The 17228-nt window shown below is 56.5% G+C and carries 12 protein-coding genes and 1 tRNA gene; 5 read left to right on the plus strand and 8 right to left on the minus strand.

The features are described 5' to 3' along the window. The first annotated feature begins 124 nt into the window (after positions 1-124). Entirely contained in the window at positions 125-1195 is a 1071-nt protein-coding gene (locus tag D5261_RS07130; RefSeq protein WP_165864681.1) for a DUF1573 domain-containing protein, read from the plus strand. 368 nt (positions 1196-1563) lie between these two features. Here D5261_RS07130 and D5261_RS07135 read toward each other — a convergent pair whose 3' ends face one another. The 3 genes from D5261_RS07135 to D5261_RS07145 form a co-directional block, all read right to left on the minus strand. Next, positions 1564-3444: an amylo-alpha-1,6-glucosidase gene (locus tag D5261_RS07135; RefSeq protein WP_125206406.1), complete on the minus strand. Its 1881-nt coding sequence runs from the start codon at positions 3442-3444 to the stop codon at positions 1564-1566. 141 nt (positions 3445-3585) lie between these two features. After that, positions 3586-3662 (minus strand) — tRNA-OTHER (locus D5261_RS07140). 150 nt (positions 3663-3812) lie between these two features. Next, complete coding sequence (locus D5261_RS07145; protein WP_119325130.1) at positions 3813-5567, minus strand: family 43 glycosylhydrolase; 1755 nt, start codon at positions 5565-5567, stop codon at positions 3813-3815. 392 nt (positions 5568-5959) lie between these two features. On the opposite strand from D5261_RS07145, the gene D5261_RS07150 reads away from it, so the two are divergent. Both D5261_RS07150 and D5261_RS07155 read left to right on the plus strand, forming a co-directional pair. Further along, positions 5960-6742, plus strand: coding sequence for a DUF1559 family PulG-like putative transporter (locus D5261_RS07150; protein ID WP_165864682.1), 783 nt, complete (start codon positions 5960-5962; stop codon positions 6740-6742). 238 nt (positions 6743-6980) lie between these two features. Beyond that, positions 6981-8591, plus strand: coding sequence for a CRTAC1 family protein (locus D5261_RS07155; RefSeq protein ID WP_301002436.1), 1611 nt, complete (start codon positions 6981-6983; stop codon positions 8589-8591). A gap of 23 nt (positions 8592-8614) precedes the next feature. Here the strand turns inward: D5261_RS07155 and D5261_RS07160 are convergent, their stop codons facing one another. From D5261_RS07160 to D5261_RS07180, 5 genes are read right to left on the minus strand one after another with little or no spacing between them, the layout of a single operon-like run. Beyond that, positions 8615-9211 (minus strand): tryptophan 7-halogenase, encoded by a 597-nt coding sequence (locus D5261_RS07160; protein WP_119325132.1) that lies wholly within the window; start codon positions 9209-9211, stop codon positions 8615-8617. Continuing rightward, positions 9154-10218: an NAD(P)/FAD-dependent oxidoreductase gene (locus D5261_RS07165; protein ID WP_119325133.1), complete on the minus strand. Its 1065-nt coding sequence runs from the start codon at positions 10216-10218 to the stop codon at positions 9154-9156. Before D5261_RS07165 ends, D5261_RS07160 begins: the two co-directional genes overlap by 58 nt. Then, positions 10218-11174, minus strand: a complete 957-nt coding sequence (locus tag D5261_RS07170; RefSeq protein ID WP_218025794.1) for a hypothetical protein — start codon at positions 11172-11174, stop codon at positions 10218-10220. Before D5261_RS07170 ends, D5261_RS07165 begins: the two co-directional genes overlap by 1 nt. An 8-nt stretch (positions 11175-11182) precedes the next feature. Continuing rightward, positions 11183-12595 carry an asparagine synthase-related protein gene (locus D5261_RS07175; RefSeq protein ID WP_119325134.1) on the minus strand — a complete coding sequence of 471 codons (1413 nt, stop codon included), beginning with the start codon at positions 12593-12595 and terminating at the stop codon, positions 11183-11185. A 6-nt stretch (positions 12596-12601) separates the two neighbouring features. Next, on the minus strand, positions 12602-12856 hold the full coding sequence (locus tag D5261_RS07180; RefSeq protein ID WP_125206407.1) for a hypothetical protein: 255 nt from the start codon (positions 12854-12856) through the stop codon (positions 12602-12604). 206 nt (positions 12857-13062) lie between these two features. On the opposite strand from D5261_RS07180, the gene D5261_RS07185 reads away from it, so the two are divergent. Together D5261_RS07185 and D5261_RS07190 are read left to right on the plus strand one after the other, a co-directional pair. Beyond that, positions 13063-16536, plus strand: a complete 3474-nt coding sequence (locus D5261_RS07185; RefSeq protein WP_165864683.1) for an FG-GAP-like repeat-containing protein — start codon at positions 13063-13065, stop codon at positions 16534-16536. Between the two features lie 41 nt (positions 16537-16577). Continuing rightward, entirely contained in the window at positions 16578-17126 is a 549-nt protein-coding gene (locus tag D5261_RS07190; protein WP_119325136.1) for a carboxymuconolactone decarboxylase family protein, read from the plus strand. The last annotated feature ends 102 nt before the right edge of the window (positions 17127-17228 follow it).

Raw genomic sequence — 17228 nt, forward strand, 5'->3', positions numbered from 1 at the left:
GTCGGCGGCGACGCCGGCGCCAATCCCCGCCCCGCCCACTGCGAACATCACGGCCCCCGCAGCGGTCTCCCCCACGACCGATTTGCGAAAGCGCCGTTTGGCGCTTCTAGTTCCATTTGCCGGCTTGACGATCCTTCCCGGCAAAGGAATCCAGGCGGATGCGGCCAATATCGCGGCCTTTGACGCCGGGGCGGTCAACCCACTGGATCATTCGACGATCCGGGCGGAATTTACCCTGCGCAACGATGGCAAGACGCCTCTCTCGCTAGACCGTCTGCAGGCGGGCTGTCATTGTACAAGCGCCGTCGTGGAGCAGGTCAACGGCGTGCGCGTGGATTTCGATAAGATTCCAGCACTGGATCCGGGCCGGCAAGCAACCGTCCAAGTGATTTTGGATCTCTCCGGGCAGCCCGCCGGCGATCTGCTAAAAATCGTCTCCGTATATCTCAAGGGTAATCCGCGTCCGGCAGCCCAGCTTCAGATCCGCGCCAGCCTCACGCCGATCGTCAGCTTTGCACCCGCGAGGCTTGACTTCGGTCATCTCCCTTACGGAGAGGCAAAAACCGAGACGGTAACTGTGAGCGTTGACCGCCGGCTTATGGCCGGTGAGGATTTTCCTGCTCTGGTTTCCACCAATCCCAGTGTCCAGATCACTCCGGCAGTTCTGCTCGTCCCACATTCGCCCAGCGCTTTTGGAGCCTCGCGTCTTGTCACTCGTGTTTTTCAAGTGGCTGTCGCGAAAGACTCCGCGCTGGGACCAATCTCCGGCAGTCTCCTTTTATCGGCGCCCAAGAAAGCTTCGCCCACGCAGCAAACGGCGCTGGCGAGCGTAAACGCCTCGCTCCTCGGTCAAGTCTCGGGGGATCTCTCTGCTTCGCCTGCCGTGCTTGCCTTTGGCGCGGTGAATTATGGGCGCGATGTCAGTCGGCAAGTGGTTCTGAGCGCTAAGTCCGATGAAGTATGGGGAGGCCTAAAATTGGGGAGCGCCAGTTCCTCTGTTAACGTTCAACTGGCCGAATCTACCGCAACCTTCGTCGATGGGCAGTTGCAGGCGCACAATCATATTCTCAATGTCACGCTGCTTGGAACGCGCGCGCCCGGTCCGCTGCAAACCGAGATCAAACTTACTCTCGCGAACGGTGAGCGTCTCATCATTCCTGTCACCGCTTACATTTCCACTGACCCTGTTCCATGAGATCGTGAACTTGAACGGGAGTAAGGCGCTGGAGCTTGCGGCTTTGGTTTGCACTCCCGTGGCGCTGAGTACGGCAATGGCAAAACATTCGAAGGCGAGCATGAAGCGGGAATTGGGCTCGGACCAGGAGGCTCGCACCGTTTTGACACCGTGCTGGGAACATTCCACGCGGGGAATCCGAGCCACGAAAAATATCTTGAAATGGCAGCTATCGAGGTGACGCCAAGCGTGACGCGAGAAACGACCAGGGATCAGACAAGCCAAGCAACTGGCGATATAACTCGGTCTGGGTTATGAGGAAGAATTACACATTCACACACAAACTTCTGTATAGAGTCACATTTGATGTGTAGACGCCTCAGACAAGTTTACGCTTCCTTTTCTCCAACAGCAGCGGAAGACTTTGTCGCTAACCAGTTGGCCATTAAGAGGAAATCGGCGGCGCTCCAGGTCATGCCGCTATCATACTGCCCCGCGCCCGTCACGGCGTCGTAGTTTTCTCGGAAGTCCCGTTGAATATTACAGGCCGCGCAGAATCTCTCCGCAATCTCCTCCGCCGCCGTAGTTTCATTGCATTGGAGCAGAGAGTCGAAGACGAGGAAGGTCGACGGACCCCATACCGGCCCGCGCCAGTATCCATTGGACTGATACTTGGCGCTGTTCAATGCTTCCGTCGCCGGTCCGAACGGAGCCAAAAAGAGCTCTTCGCTGGTGATTTCTCGGATTAGGCGATTAAGCACCGGCGGGGCAAGGCGATTCCCGAGGACAATCGGGATTCTGGTCAATAAACTTGTACTGGTGCGACTGACGAGGCCTTCCGGTCGGAGCACATAAAAGATCAGGGCGTCATCACGCACGAATCTTGTCTGAAAAAGCTGCAGCAGGGATATGGATTGCTGCTCCCACTCGCTGGCTTCCTTGCTGCGGCCGAGCAGTCCGGCCATCTCACTCAGACCTTCCGCCTGCAAAATCAGGTAGGCAAGCAGGTCCGGCGAGGCGACCGGCCATCCTTCGTCAAAGATGCTTGCGTTATCCCAGCCGGAATCGTTGCCATGCATATAGAACGGCAGGCCGGTTTGCGTAAGATCGCGGCAGCGAAACCACCACTGATGAAATTTGGCGATTTTTGAGTAAACCTCGCCGGCATAGAAGGCTCGGCGGTCGGGAGGCGTCGATTTCAGCAATCGGTGCGTCGTCCACCCCCATACCGGAGGTTTGTTGAAGCCGAAGTTCGCGCGTAGGTCATTCACGGAATCTGGAAGCAGCCCCGTGTCGGATTGGTGATCCAGGATCGCGAGGAGTTGATCCCAGGCCAAGCGATGATCCGAAGACACCGCGGCAAGAGCGTTGAAGCAGTTATCCCACGACCAGATCTGGCTCAGAGCGCGTTTGCTCGGAAGAATAGTTTGCCGAGTGTATTCCCCGGACGGAGCCACCTGTAAATTCCAGAAAAGATACCACGCCACTCGCGCGGCTTCCGCATATTTGTCGGGAGCGGGAGGCGTCATCGCCATCCAGTCGTCGAGCTCATCCTTGCGCGCCGCCGCGATTTTTTGGAATTCCGGCGCTGAATCCTCAGCCAATTCTTCATTCAGGCGGACCCGCAGTGTCGCAACGACAGAATCTTGAGCGCCGGACAGGGTGATGAAGTCGGCGCTGTCCCCTTCGGTCGCCTGGGCTGTCGGAATGTATGTCGCGGAGCCGTCTTCCACGGACACATCAAAATAATATAGCGATCTTCCGTCGTACCAGCGCAGCCGATCGGGGGAAGGCGCTGTTATCCATCCCACGCCCGTGAGTTTTCGAGGCGGGACCAGACGGACATCACAATGGGAAAACTGAATGAGCAATGTTTCCGGATCGGCGAAAAGCACCACTGCGGAGGCGTGGTCTGCTGGAGACGAAGCCGTGAATGAGTTATGGTCCGGGACTTCCGGCATTGGAGTCGCCAGCGCGGTGAGTTGAATCTTATCTGCAGTCGCCGCCGTGCGATAGGGCTCCTCAACACTGTTAACGATCATCGCGATCTCCAGGAGATCGTGAGACCAATCATCACCCGCCTGCCACTTGTGCGAAATCGCCGACTTCCGAATGGTTTGGACACGCAGCCGATGTCTTCCAAACGTCTGATCCAAGGAGATCGTGAGGAAAGATCCCCGGCAACTAAAAGGAATGCTTCCTATATCGATATTGGGATACGCCGAGATTTCGCCAGTAGTTTGGGAGGAAGACTCTTCCGTTGCGATCATAATGTCTTCTTGTGCGCCGAGAAACTTGTCCATAGATATCTTTATACTCCGGAACAGCTAATTTTTGCCAAAAAAAGGCCCTCAGAATTTCTGAGGGCCTTTTTAGGACTCATTGAGAGTCGTTACTGTCTCTTGTGAATATGGTGCCGAAGAGGAGACTCGAACTCCTACGCCCTTGCGAGCACTAGCACCTGAAGCTAGGGATTGCAGAATTCGGCGCAAATACTGCAATTCTAATTACAAATTACTATTAGGTTCTATGAATGGTTAACATTGTAGAAGTCAATTTTTAGAGCTGTATCAGAATAGCCGATTTTAAGCTGGCGGCCTCTCAATTTGTCTTGACAAACGAAGCTGTCTTAACGGTGTCAGCCTTGAGCGACTGACGAGCCTTTGGTTACGCCGCTGTCATTGATCGTATCGACCGTAAAGTAGTACGAAACGCCAATGTTCAGCGTGTGGATACGCAGCATGTTTGCGTCGTAGACCTGATAGTTGCTGAAAAGCTTGTCTTTGGCTACGCCGTAACGGACGATGTAGCCATCTGCTTCGTTGACAGCGTTCCAAGAGATCGTCGCCTGTCGGTTGTCGGTAGCGTCTCGGGTGACTTGGGCGCCGCTAGCCTCCTGCGGCGCACGGCTCAGACCGCTGCCGAAGAGACGTAAGCCGCTGATGGAGAACTTGGCGCCGGCGGGCATGTGAGTATTAGTAATACGAGCGTAGCGCGCCTTGACTGGTTTGTCCAGCTGCGCGTAATCGTGCGGCGCATCACGTTTGTCCGTACTGCGCTCGACAATCGTCGTCCAACTCTTGCCATTCGTGCTGACGTCAAGCTTGTAACCGTAGCCGTCTTGCAGTCGGCCCAGCTGCGTGGCGCCCTCGTCAGCGAAGTTGATCTGCGCGGCGTCAATTCGGCATATTTTACCAAGATCCACCTGCATCCATTCGTCTGCATTACCCGTTTTAGCGGACCACCAGGTGCGGATGTCTTCATCAAAAGCGTCACCGATGGGATGCGCGTCTAGTGTAGAGGACGCCGTCGCCTTTTTCTTGTAAGTGAGCAGCATCCATCCCGGGGAGTTGCCCTTAGAAATGTCTTTGACGACGCCCGGCGCATATTGAGGATAGTCCCCCAAGTATGTGTTGCAGACAATCTGTCCATCATGTGTAAACCAAGTTGGAAACATACCAAGACGCCGCTCGAATTTATGCCGCATGGAAATAGTCATAGAAGAGATGCGCCAATAGCGTCCGCCCAGATCCTGGAATGTCGTGCTATGTCCGACGCCAGTCGCGAAGCCTGTCGGCTTAAAGGAGAATGGACTATATGGAGCGTACTTAAAAGGCCCCAATGGGTAGTCGCTGACATAGACGCTATCATTGTAGGTTTTGAGTTCCGTTCCTGGGGCGGAGTATTGGAGGTAATATTTGCCATCGTGTTTGGTCATCCAGGGACCTTCGATCCAGGCGCCAGAAGTTTTGTAAGGCGGGGCGTCCGTCGGCTCCGCTGGGATCTCTGCGCCGTGGCTGGCGATATTGCCCTTGAAGAGACCCTTCCGATCTGTGAGCGGCTTGAAGCCGTTATTCGGATCTATCTCCTGACCCTCAATCGGGCCTGTGTCGCTGCATCCGCTGTAAAGATAAACGCGCCCGTCATCATCCTGGAATAGGTCTGGATCTCCTGGGCTTCTCGTCGCGTCACTGACGAGCCTCCATTCTTCCCGTCCCGGATCATTCGTCGTGTATATCCCTGCGTCGATTGCGGTCCAGTAGAGCTTGCCGCCAATCTCCAATACAGCGGGCGCGTCATTGTCGATCGGCAGTCCTGTTTGCGTCACCAATGTCCAATGCAGACAGTCCTTGGAGCGCCAATAACCTTTGCTTTTTGTCGCAAACAGCCAGTATTCTCCTTTATATACAATCACCGCCGGGTCGGCCGCTGTTCTCCAACTGGGAAGGTTACCCTGAAAGCAGTAGGGGAAGTCCATAGGATTACAAAAGGTCGTCGGACGGTCATTAGGAATTGCCATGGCCTGCGATAAATCCAATATGCTCGCCATGGGCAAACCAAGAAGAGCGATGAGCGAGAGATAGGTCCGTGCGCCTGGAACTCTTGTTTTCATGCCGCATTGTACCTGTTTGATCCATTAATAACCATCAATGTCCCATTTAAAAATAATTTGACGGCGCCCGCCTGCTAGTAACGATCGCGGAGCGTTCGCTCGTTGGATTGTGAATAGTCATTATTATGTATGAATACGAAAAAAAAGAGAGCTCCCGCTTCAATTCTGAGGAAAGTTTAAATTCACGGACATTATTGTTCCAAACATGTTGACACGACAAGGTTTTAATGATACAATAGCTCCATTGGTGATCCAAAATCAAATTGCCGTCTTATAGGAGCTCACGAGGAATAGTATCATCAAACGCTTAGACACTGCTTGAGTGGTTAATGATTAGGACAACTCTTGATAAGGTCGGAATCATCTTATTATCTGCAGAAAAGGAACATATTATGCTAACACGAAACAAAGCCATCGGATTTACTCTCATTGAACTGCTAGTTGTCATCGCAATAATTGCAATACTTGCCGCTATCCTCTTTCCTGTTTTCGCAAAGGCGCGCGAAAAAGCTCGCGCTATTGCCTGCGTCTCTAACTTGAAGCAGCTTGGTTTGGGAATGATGCAGTACACTCAAGATAACGATGAGCACTATCCCATTGGCAATAACGGACAAGGCTGCGGATGGGCGGGGCAGCTTTATCCTTACATCAAGAGCACCGGTCTGTACAAGTGCCCCGATGATGGGACTGCTCCTGATCCGGCTACCAACCGGTTTGTCTGTTCCTACGGGTTTAATGAGAACACTCAGGGCGGCTATTCGCTTGGCGGCGTACTTTCCGCTGCGACCGCGCCAGCAAATCTCGTGTTGTTGTTTGAAGTCACCGGTAATACCGCTCAAGTGACCAATCCGAACGAGACCGATTCGCTTGCCGGGTGGGGCAACGCAGCCGACTGGGGCTGGCTTGACAATGGCCACGGCGGCAAATACTCTACAGGTAAACTGGGTAATCCCCAATGGCCTGATACGACTCGACTGGATGCGGCAAACCTCAATGGGCGTCACACGGATGGGTCTAATTATGCGTTGGCCGACGGTCACGCCAAGTACCTGCGAGGAACTGTCGTCTCTCCAGGAAAGAGCGCGGTAACTCCGAACGATCCTCAGAACCTTAATGGCGAGTCGGCCGCCGGCTCTGCTGTTTCAGGGTTCGCCGCGACCTTCAGCAGCATATAGAGCCAGACTAGGCAGTCACTAGTTTGATCTTTAATACGCACAGCAGGAGCATCTGTTCCTGCTGTGCTATTATATTTATACTCAGAACGAATAACCGATGTTCAATCGCCGGACTACGATCTTCCTCACATGTGCTTTGTCCATTCTTGGCGTTTGTCTTTTCTCCTATTTTTACACCCACCCTTCCTCACCAAATTCCCCTTCCGTTCCTGTGATCTCAATGGCGGAGATTGATAGGATGCATGCGTTAACTTTACAGCGAGCGCCGGCGCCGCCTTCCTCTGAGGCAGCGCCTGCTCTCTTCACGGATGTTACGGCGCAAGCGGGCATACACTATCAATGGACTATTTCCGGTCCTCGCCCCCTGAACATTTTGGACACGATCGGCAACGGCTGCGCATTCCTGGACTACAACAATGACGGCAACTTAGACATCCTTCTCGTGGGACCTAAGCTCGCCCTCTATAAAGGAGACGGACACGGCAATTTCACGGATGTCACGCATCTATTGGAGTTAGACAAGTTGACAGGGCGCTTCCTTGGCTGTGCGGTCGGCGACTATGACCAGGATGGTTTCGACGATCTCTATATTTCTGGCTATCATACTGGCTTATTGCTGCACAATAATTCCGGCAAGCGCTTCACGGATATGACGCGGCAGGGGGGATTGGCGCCGCAGCCATGGGGCACATCCTGCGCCTGGGCGGATGTGGATGGGGATGGCCGGCTGGATCTTTTCGTCGGCAACTATGCGCAATTCGATCCGAGCAAAGATAAAATCTACTGCGGGGATAGTAAAAAGCAGTATGCTTGCGGCCCGCTGGCGTACAAATCACTATTTGGCGTCCTTTACCGAAATGTAGGAGAAGGCAAGTTCCAGGACGTCTCCGCCCAATGGCGCGCCGGCGGCTGGGGAAAGGTGCTGGGCGCGGCGTTCTCAGATTACAACCATTCCGGTCGGCCCAGTATCTATCTTGCGGATGATGAGAGTATGGGCAGTCTGCTTCAGAATCAAAACAACGCTTTTAAGGAAGTGGGCGCCGTGTCTGGAACCGCGTTTGACGGCCAAGGGCATGTGCATGGAGGGATGGGGCTGGATTGGGGCGACTATGACAACGATGGGCAATCGGACCTGTTCGTCGCAACATATCAGGCCGAAGCCAAATGTGTATATCACAACATTGGGAACGGTCTTTTTGAGGAGAATTCAAAGAAACTCACCCTGGCGCAGAGGACTATCCCTTACGTCGCTTTCGGCGCAAAGTGGCTCGACTACGACAACGACGGCTGGCTTGATCTGATGATCGCCAATGGTCATGTAGAGGACAACGTGCAGGACATCGATCCAGGCGCAACCTACCGTCAGCCCACGCAGCTCTTTTGGAACGCACATGGCGCGAGCTTCGCTGATGTCAGCGCGCTGGGAGGCCCCGCCTTGCTCAAGCCGGTGGTAGGGCGTGGCCTGGCGGTAGGAGACTTCGACAATGACGGCCGTGTCGACGCACTGGTGGTGGATAGCGAAGGCGCGCCGCTGCTGCTCCACAATGAAAGTCCGAAAACCGGCCACTGGCTATCGTTTTCTCTGGACGGCTTGCATTGCAACAGGGATGCTTACGGAGCGGAGGTAACGGTAAAAGCCGAAGGATTAACACAAACGCGTGTATGCCACTCGGATGGATCGTATTTATCATCTTCAGATAAGCGGGTGCATGTAGGCATAGGCGACGCCAAGTCAGCTCAAAGCGTAAGCATTCTATGGCCAGACGGCCATCGGGACAAATTTGGAAATGTTATGGCGGATCGGGAGTACATAGTGCGCGAGGGCAGTAAAAAACTCGTCAGTCGTTAAGACTTCGGTGAGGAGAAATATAGTCACTGAGCCCATGGAGCTTCTCGCAGCACAGCCCGCATCTCCGACGGACTCAGCCCTAATTTTGCCGCCGCTCGGATTGTGTCTTCTAGATCCACCCCATATCGATTGCGCTTTGATGAGTCGCAAAGACCGGCGACGTTGAGAATGGAGACGGCCTGCGCCACTTCCACCTCGAAGACCGCAATCTCCGACGGCGCCCAGGGCGTCCCGGACGCGCTGCGTGCTCGCGCATGGGCGATGCATCGGCGCAGGGCGGGACCGAAAGCGGCGTGTTCCGAGGATAGGAAGCCGCCCGCCATTTCGGCGCGTCCTAAGCGGCGCGCCATCTCTCCATAGCTTGCCGCCGCAAAGTAAAGCATCGTCAGCGATGCGAAGATCGGGAAACACGCCATGCTGTCGTAACAAGCAGCGATGAGGCCTGCAGTGGCGTCCGCCTCCAGTCGCGTGACTCTTGTATATTCCTGCAAACGAGCGCGCCAGGCCTCAGTCCCCCATGCCTCTTGCAATACCATACACAAGCGTTCTACGCCCAGCAGTGTCAGCGGGATGCCTGTACTGAACAGCGGGTCCACAAAGGCCGACGCCGACGGCAGCATAACCCATCCCGGTCCCGCTGTCTGACGAGATCGGTACGCCAGACGTTTCGCGTGGACAAACGGCCGAATTGGCTTAGCCTTGGCAAACTAAGCCTAATGGATGGATAGCGCTCCAAGAAACGATTCCATGCGGCCGCGCTGTCGGCCAAGTTCAGGTCTCTCGCCAGCATGCTCGTGACGGCGAGGCCGGCGCTTGTCACGCCGCTACCGAAGCGAAGCACCCACATCCATCCGCCATCAAAAACGTGGTGTAAGGCGGCGTCATCCGGCGGGTAAGGCGCAGCCGGCGCTGAGTCGGGATCTCGAAATTCGTCCATGCTATCACAGCGGCCGACTCCCGTAAAATGTGAGTAAAGCGCCTCCGTCACGGGGTAATCCGGCCAGGTATCGTCTTGTAAGTCAAATGCCTCGCGCAGAAACCCGCGCGGCCCCGTGGCGTCCACAAGAAGGCGCGCCCGAGCCGATATTTCCCCGCTTTCATTCCGACCTGTAATACTGGTCAATTTCGTCACAGCATCGAAGGCAGGCGCTGCTAGCGTTACGCCGTCCTGGTAGTGCGTTCCGGCAGCGATCGCTTTGCTTACCAGAAAAGCGTCTACATCGGATCGGAGCCAGTGCGTGTCGGCGACTTCCGTGTTCGGACTACCAGCCACCATTAAGGCGCGCTCCCCATCCGCTCCAGGCGAATATGGCTTTCCAGCCTCATGGTGATAATAAGTAAAGCCGCGCTTGAGCCCGCATCCCAGATCGGGATAGGCCCGCCGCCATGGTCCCCAGGCGGTTAGCGGCAGCAAGCAGGGAAGATCATAGCGCTCCGCGATCTGTTCCAGTATCAGATTCGCCATTGGCGAGGTGGATTCCCCGATGGCGAAGCGTGGATGTCGCCCCTTCTCCAGAAGCAGCACGGACTGGCCAAGCCGTCGTGCCGCTAGCGCCAGCAGAGATCCGCCAAATCCGGATCCAACAATGACCAAGTCATAAATCTTCACGTTTTTCAAGACGCTCATCACGAGCACTCCTGGCAGAGAATGGCGGTGGGCGCGTTCTGGGTCCGATTCATCACCGCCAGCCGGGCGGTGCGTTGCGCGGAGCACGTGCACGAGTAGAACGTCTCGATGTCCCAAAGATCGGCGAAGACGCGGCCCCGGCCCTTCCCGAGACCATACTCCTGAGCCATCTCCAGCGAGCGAAGCGCTGGCGGCGTATACTCGCCCAAAGCGGCGAGGGCCTCCATCGCGCCGTTGCCTCCGCGCGTCGGGATCAGGCAGCAAGCCACGGCGCCGGCATCGAAGGCGGCATCTAGGGAGCGCTCGGCCCACACCTCCCCCTCCTGTTCCGTCAAGCCGGGTGGGCGCAGCAGCAAAAACACACGCATATCCACACCGAAGTGGGCTAAACGCAAGGCTGCTTTATGGAAATCAGCCAGGGTGAATCGCTTATTAAGCCGTGCGAGGGCTTCGGGATGCACTGTTTCCAATCCTACCGCGACTTCCAGGCGTCCGGCAATCAGGTCTCGAAAACGTCTCGTGCGATCCCCAATCAGGCGAGGATGACACTCCACGATGACCCGTTCAAATCCGGCGATTGTCTCGGCAATCTCTGGGTAGTCCTCAGGAGGGATTGCGCGTGGGTCAAAGAAGCTGCCGGCGTTATAGAGCTTGATCTGTCGGGCGGGCGGCAGGGCGACGAGAGCGCTCTGGATCTGAGTCGCGATTGCTCCAGGCGGCGCGCGTCTGTCCAAAGTGTTGCGCCAAAGATCGCACATCAGGCATCGGTAGGGACATTCTCGGTTGGTCAGAAACAAGGTCGCTGTGGAGACCGGAGCGCCGTTCGCATCGGTTTCCTCTTCCCAAAGCGCCGCATAAGCGCTCCAGGGATCCAGGACGTTTTTCGGCCCTCGACGGAGCATAATCCATGTGTCGCGCGCCCTGGTCGTGTTGGGATAAAGATAGTTGTTTGGCAATGGACGCCTCACAATGCCGCAGGAAATGGGCGACTCAGATCGTTGCCGGAGAATCGGTCGGCCTGCGGATCCCAGGCCTCGCGCAGCCGCTCCGACCATTGGCGCAGGAATACTTGACGGCACCACGCCTTGCTGACGCGCCACTGGCGATAACTCTCGCCGCCCGCGCCATTGATATCGCCTCCCGCGCCATCCTGAAAGCGGCGCTTGGGCGGGGTGGGCATGTCGATCCCAGTCACGCAGAGCACGCCCGCCCGAACCATTTCCGATTTCAGCGCGTACAAACGCTCCACATCGCCATTGGTTAAGCTTTCGAACGGGATAGCCAAAGCGGCGGCCATGGCGGAGCGGTCGGTGTAGGGTGAGAACGCCTCAAACCCATATTTTTGCGCTGGCGCATAGGTACGGACATAGGCCCGGGACAAGCCGCCCGAATAGGTCAGGCTATGCTTGATGGCGTCCACGCCCCAGCCCTCCTGATACAGCAATGGGTTGCGCAGAACGCTCGATAGTGTCAGATCGGAGTCTTCCAGGGGATAATCCTTGAGATTTTCATCGCCGCCATCACCATCAAGCAGATAACGCAGCGATGGATAGCGTTCGCGAATGCGCCCCAGCAGACATAGGGCAACTGCGGCGCACTCAACATCGAGCGGGTGATAGTCTTCAATAACGGCAATGGCTTCCTCGAGATCAACTTGGAAGGCGGATGCGCGCACAGGCTCCCAGCAGTCGGCCAATCCCAGTTCACGCGCAATCGTTTCCGCCTGAACCGCGTCCTTTCCGCCGCCTAAATCGAGTGTGAAAGCGCGAATCAAATTGGGATCGCGGCCCAGAGTCTCCATCACATGGCGGGCCAGCAGCCACACGGACGTGCTATCGACGCCGCCGGAGAACGCCAGCGCGATAGGCTCGCCGACGGGGACGGCCCTTAGCCAGCGGCCCAGAGAGGCTTTCGCTCCCTCGATATATGAAGCGCCCAGCGCATCAATATCTGCTGGTCCCGACGCGATCGGGGGATTGAAAAAGCGGCAGTAACGGGGCGCCGGGTCGGGACACCCGATTTGATCGATCTCGACCAAATAGTGTGCGGGAACCATCCGTGTGTAGAGTGGGTCGAACTGCCAGCCGATCTTCTCAGACTGGCACCATTCGAAAATCGTATCAATGCGATCTGAAGCAATCAAAAATGGCCCGTGGAACATTTTGGCCACGAAGTAGCGCAGCGGCATGCCCAGAGTGCGCGCCAGACGCACTGTCTGCCCGTCGCGGCCCGCCGCCGCAAAGTGGCCATCGCTATGGCTGAGTGCAGCAATATCGCCAACCCGAATAGCCTCCTTGACTCCCTGAGAGTAAGGCGCTGTCATAGCGCTCTGCCGCTCTCCGATCAGGTCGACAAGGCGCTCAACTCCTTTAAGCATATAAAGTTAACCTCCTCCGCTTTGTGTCGTGTTTTGTGAGTTGTTTGGCTGTGTTTGGCCTTGCCCGCGCACGGCGTCGGGGTAGTGGCTTTGATAGTATGCCTTTCGTTCTGCATCCTTCTGCTGGGCGGCTTGCTGCTCTTGGGCGGAAATAGCAGCATTTGGGCTTGCTTGTTGATGATTGCCACAGCCGGCCAGCGCCGACACAGCAACAAAAATATAGACGCCTGTTTTCGCTCGGCGCAGAATTTGAGTTTGCATGAGGACCTCTTAAATTTTGTCGCTGGCGCAGCGCCATGCTACTCGCTCTTTCTTCGCTATTACGCTGTTCTCCTTCTCCAAATATCCCCAAATTTTGAAATTTTGAATTATTTGCAACTTTTATGCACCATGTATGTTCCAAGATAGGAATTATGGATACTCGTGGTGAACAAACGCTCAATCTCATGCCGCTGAAGAGTGTTTTCATGCCTGTATCCACATTGGTTCGCCGCATCACTGTCGCCGTCGTCATCATTGCCGTATTTCTCATCGCCATTTCCGCCTACTATCAATGGCGTCGTCGATTGCCGCCGTCTTTGTCTTCAGCCGAATACCAGAGCATGGTGTCCGCGTTCTACGGCGGCGTTGTGGCGATGAATGTCGGCGATGATGAACACGCCGCCGCCTCCCTGCTGGCGGCGACGCGAATTGCGCCGGGAGAACCGGCGGCGTGGGGCAACCTCGGCTTATTTCAGCTGCGCAAAGGCAGCTTCGGACCAGCGCGCGCGGCGCTCGACAAGGCGCATATTTTAGCGCCAGACAACAGTCAAATCGAAGATCTCTTGGGACTGCTCGCCAAGCAGCAGGGACAAACGAACGAGAGCGTCGCCGACTTCCGTCAGGCCGTTAAGCTGGACCCGACGAATGTGCAGGCTCGTTACGAACTGATCCTGGCGCTCCAGCAGTTGGGAGCGGACGATGGGGGTGAAGCACAGCAGCAGTTGCGGCAAATCTCGCTCGCATTGCCGAAGAACCTATTCGCGGCGCTGCAAATGGCGGCTTTGGACGCCAAAGCTGGCGATTTACCTCAGGTGAAGACTTTGATAAGACAAGTGGCGACGCAGTCGTCCGGCTGGCCGTCGGACTCAAAGCAGCAGCTTGCAAGTGTCCAGCAGACATTGGCAGGGGGCGACAGTCGCGCCGTCGTCACCCAGGTCACGTTCCTTAGCAATCTGCTCCAAACGACTCCGCAGTATCAGGCGGACCGCGATTTTGTGGTTGGCGATCAGACCGTGATCGGAACGCCCCTGGAAAACTTTCTTGTCCTGCCTCGCCCGTCAGCAGCGCCCGCGCCTTCGGACATGGAGCTGACTTATGCAGCCGAGCCGCTCGCTCCCGCATCCGGCGGGGGAGAGTGGTCCATGGCGCGGACTTTCTGGTTCTCAGCGCAAACGCCGGCGACACTGCTCGCTAGCGCCGCCCAGGTGCGAATCATTGACGCATCGGGGGGGGCAAACACGTTTTCGTTTCCTGGGAAGGGGGCGTCGCCAACCCCCGACGAAGTACTCAGCGTGGACTGGAATAACGATTTCAATACAGACATCGTGCTGGCTGGCGCGGGCGGTTTGCGTTTTTATCAGCAAGGAGCGGAAGGGAAATTCATCGACGCGGGCGCACGGACGAAATTGCCGATATCGATCTTGAACGGCTCATATGCCGGCGTCTGGGCGGCGGATATTGATAGTGATGGCGACCTCGATTTGATCCTTGGCGGAACATCCGGTCCGCCGATCGTACTGCGTAATAACGGCGATGGGACGTTTACTCCGATCCAGCCGCTGCACGGACCAACGGCTGGTGTTCGCGCATTTGTTATGGCGGATTTCGACGATGACGGTGACCCGGATGCTGCGTTAATCGACGGCGCTGGGAAATTATGGCTTTTCGAAAACCGTCGCAATGGCTTGTTCGCTTCGTGGCCTGTTCCCGCTGTCCTGCAAAACGCCATCGCGCTTTCGATTGCCGACATTGATCACAGTGGTGTTCTGAATCTTGTCGTGCTGAGCGGAGACGGCGTGCTGCAGTGTCTTACGCGCAGGGAAAACGATTGGGCGATGCGTGAAATCGGGCGCTGGCCGAGTAAGTTCACGACCGGAGGGAGCGCCATTTCGCAAGCCAGTTTGACGTGGGCCGACCTGGATAACAATGGCGCACTGGACTTGATTGGTTCAGCGCAGTCGACGACGGTGGTGTGGATGAATGACGGGGGCGGCAAGCTCCAGCCGCTTCCAATAACGCTAAACTCCAAAGTCGTCTCTGTGGACATTGCAGACAAGACAGGCGGCCCCGATTTGATCGGGGTTTCTCCCAGCGGCCAGCCAGTTCGATGGGGGAGCCATGGAGTCAAAAAATATGCCTGGCAGCAAGTGAGGCTTCGCTCGGCCCTCGCCGGCGACCAGCGCAACAACTCGTTCGGCATTGGCGGAACCGTGGAATTGCGCGCGGGTCTTCTTTACGAGAAACAGCTTGTCATGCAGCCGGTAACTCAGTTCGGGCTGGGAATTTATGCGAAGGCGGACTACATTCACATTCTTTGGCCCAACGGCAGCCCGCAGGGAGAGTTTGCACTGAAGCCGGATCAAATCGCCGAGGCCCCAGAGCGTTTGAAAGGCTCCTGCCCGTGGCTGTTCGCCGACGGAGGCCATGGCATGACGTTTGTCACGGACCTGATCTGGCGCTCTCCTTTGGGGCTGCGTATCAACGCCCAAAATACAGCGGGTGTGGCGATGACGCGCGACCGGGTCAAGATCGCGGGGGATCAGTTAACGCCTAAAGACGGATTTTACGATCTGGCTATCACCGCTGAACTGTGGGAGACGCATTTTTTTGACTACATGAGATTAATGACGGTCGATCATCCGTTGGGGACTGAAGTCTTTATCGATGAACGCTTTGCGATTCCCCCGCCGCCTTTGGCCATCCATGTGGTGACGCCTCCCATCCCGGTTCTTCACGCCACAGACGATCTCGGGCAGGATGTGACAAATACCGTGGCGGTGCGCGACGGCCGCTATTTGGATACTTTCGGGCGTGGCGGCTATCAGGGCGTCACGCGCGACCACTATGTCGAATTGGACTTGGGCGCCGCGCCTGCGTCGCCAGGGCGCCAATGGCTGGTGGCGCAGGGCTGGATTCATCCCACCGACAGTTCCATCAACCTCGCGCTCAGTCAAGGGCGCCATGCGCCCCCAACGAGCCTCAGTCTTGAAGCTCCCGATGGTCATGGGGGCTGGGGCGCGGTGCGTAAGAACCTTGGTTTCCCTGAGGGAAAGAAAAAGACCATCCTGCTCGATCTCACTGGAGTTTTTCGCCCTGGGGCGCCGCGCAGAGTTCGTCTGCGTACAAATCTGGAGATTTACTGGGATTTTCTGGGGACGGCGGTGGATACGCCGTCCCCACGGATGCGTATCCAAAACATTGCGTCCGACAAAGCCGATCTGCATTATCGAGGCTATAGCGTCATGCATCAGGCGAACGCATCGTCGCCGGAGCTTCCCGACTATGATAATTTGATGGGGAAACGACAGAACTGGATCGACCTGATCGGTTTTTATACCCGGTATGGCGACGTGCGCCCGCTGCTTGCCCAAGTGGACGATCGGTACGTGATTATGAATGCGGGGGATGAGATGAGGCTGCGGTTTCCCGCCGTCCCTGCGCCGCCGTCCGGCTGGAAGCGCGACTATGTCCTGGAAGCCGACGGATGGGTCAAAGACGGCGACTTGAACACCGCTTTTTCCAAGACCGTTCTGCCGCTGCCGTCTCATGCAAACCCGGATTATAGCCGTCCGCCGGGCCGCCTGGAAGACGACCCGGTGTACAAAGCGCATCAGGAAGATTGGCGGTCATACCAAACACGATATGTCACGCCGCGTATGTGGCGAAATACGGCGCCATAGCCAAGTGTTCACGATGAATGACTTTGATAAGGAGAAAATAAATGGCTCATATCGATCTTCCCGAGAATGTCCCCGGCATCATCGGTCCCCTGATGCAATATCCAGAAACAGCCCGGCACTTGAATGGGCTGGCGGAGGCGCTGCTGCGCGGCTCGTCCTCACTCACGCCTGCGGAGCGTGAGGTGATCGCGACGTACGTCTCGTCCCAAAACCAGTGCATATTCTGCATGAGCTCGCATGGGGCCGCCGCTCGGTATTTGCTTGGCTCGGAGGCGGGCGTCGTCGATCTGGTGAAAGCCGATTACGCCAGCGCCCCGATCGGCGATAAGTTAAAGGCGCTGCTCGCCATTGCCGGCCAGGTGCAGCAGGGCGGCCGCCGCGTCACGGAAGCGCACGTAGCCGAAGCGCGAAAGGCCGGCGCCGACGATCAGGCGATCCATGACACGGTCTTGATCGCGGCGGCGTTTTGTATGTACAATCGCTATGTCGATGGCTTGGCGACGCTGATTCCCGACGATCCCGCTGAATACGATATAATCGGCGCCAGGATCGCGAAAAACGGATATTCGCGCACCGTCTCTGAAGGCTGAGCAGCCTTCAGAACTGGTCCCGTCGGAGTCGGCGGGACCGGTTCTGTCTTTATGGTCTTCTGGAGGGGCTGTTTGCCGGGGGGTGGAGAGAGAGCCGTGGCT

Origin of the sequence: Capsulimonas corticalis (genome assembly GCF_003574315.2) — a bacterium.
In the GTDB taxonomy this organism is placed as follows: domain Bacteria; phylum Armatimonadota; class Armatimonadia; order Armatimonadales; family Capsulimonadaceae; genus Capsulimonas; species Capsulimonas corticalis.

Excerpts from the sequence above, each read along its gene's own strand:
- D5261_RS07135 (WP_125206406.1), bottom strand. The coding sequence starts at position 3,444 with ATGATCGCAACGGAAGAGTCTTCCTCCCAAACTACTGGCGAAATCTCG.
- D5261_RS07145 (WP_119325130.1), bottom strand. The coding sequence starts at position 5,567 with ATGAAAACAAGAGTTCCAGGCGCACGGACCTATCTCTCGCTCATCGCT.
- D5261_RS07150 (WP_165864682.1), top strand. The coding sequence starts at position 5,960 with ATGCTAACACGAAACAAAGCCATCGGATTTACTCTCATTGAACTGCTA.
- D5261_RS07155 (WP_301002436.1), top strand. The coding sequence starts at position 6,981 with ATGCATGCGTTAACTTTACAGCGAGCGCCGGCGCCGCCTTCCTCTGAG.
- D5261_RS07160 (WP_119325132.1), bottom strand. The coding sequence starts at position 9,211 with ATGCTGCCGTCGGCGTCGGCCTTTGTGGACCCGCTGTTCAGTACAGGC.
- D5261_RS07165 (WP_119325133.1), bottom strand. The coding sequence starts at position 10,218 with ATGAGCGTCTTGAAAAACGTGAAGATTTATGACTTGGTCATTGTTGGA.
- D5261_RS07175 (WP_119325134.1), bottom strand. The coding sequence starts at position 12,595 with ATGCTTAAAGGAGTTGAGCGCCTTGTCGACCTGATCGGAGAGCGGCAG.
- D5261_RS07180 (WP_125206407.1), bottom strand. The coding sequence starts at position 12,856 with ATGCAAACTCAAATTCTGCGCCGAGCGAAAACAGGCGTCTATATTTTT.
- D5261_RS07185 (WP_165864683.1), top strand. The coding sequence starts at position 13,063 with ATGCCTGTATCCACATTGGTTCGCCGCATCACTGTCGCCGTCGTCATC.
- D5261_RS07190 (WP_119325136.1), top strand. The coding sequence starts at position 16,578 with ATGGCTCATATCGATCTTCCCGAGAATGTCCCCGGCATCATCGGTCCC.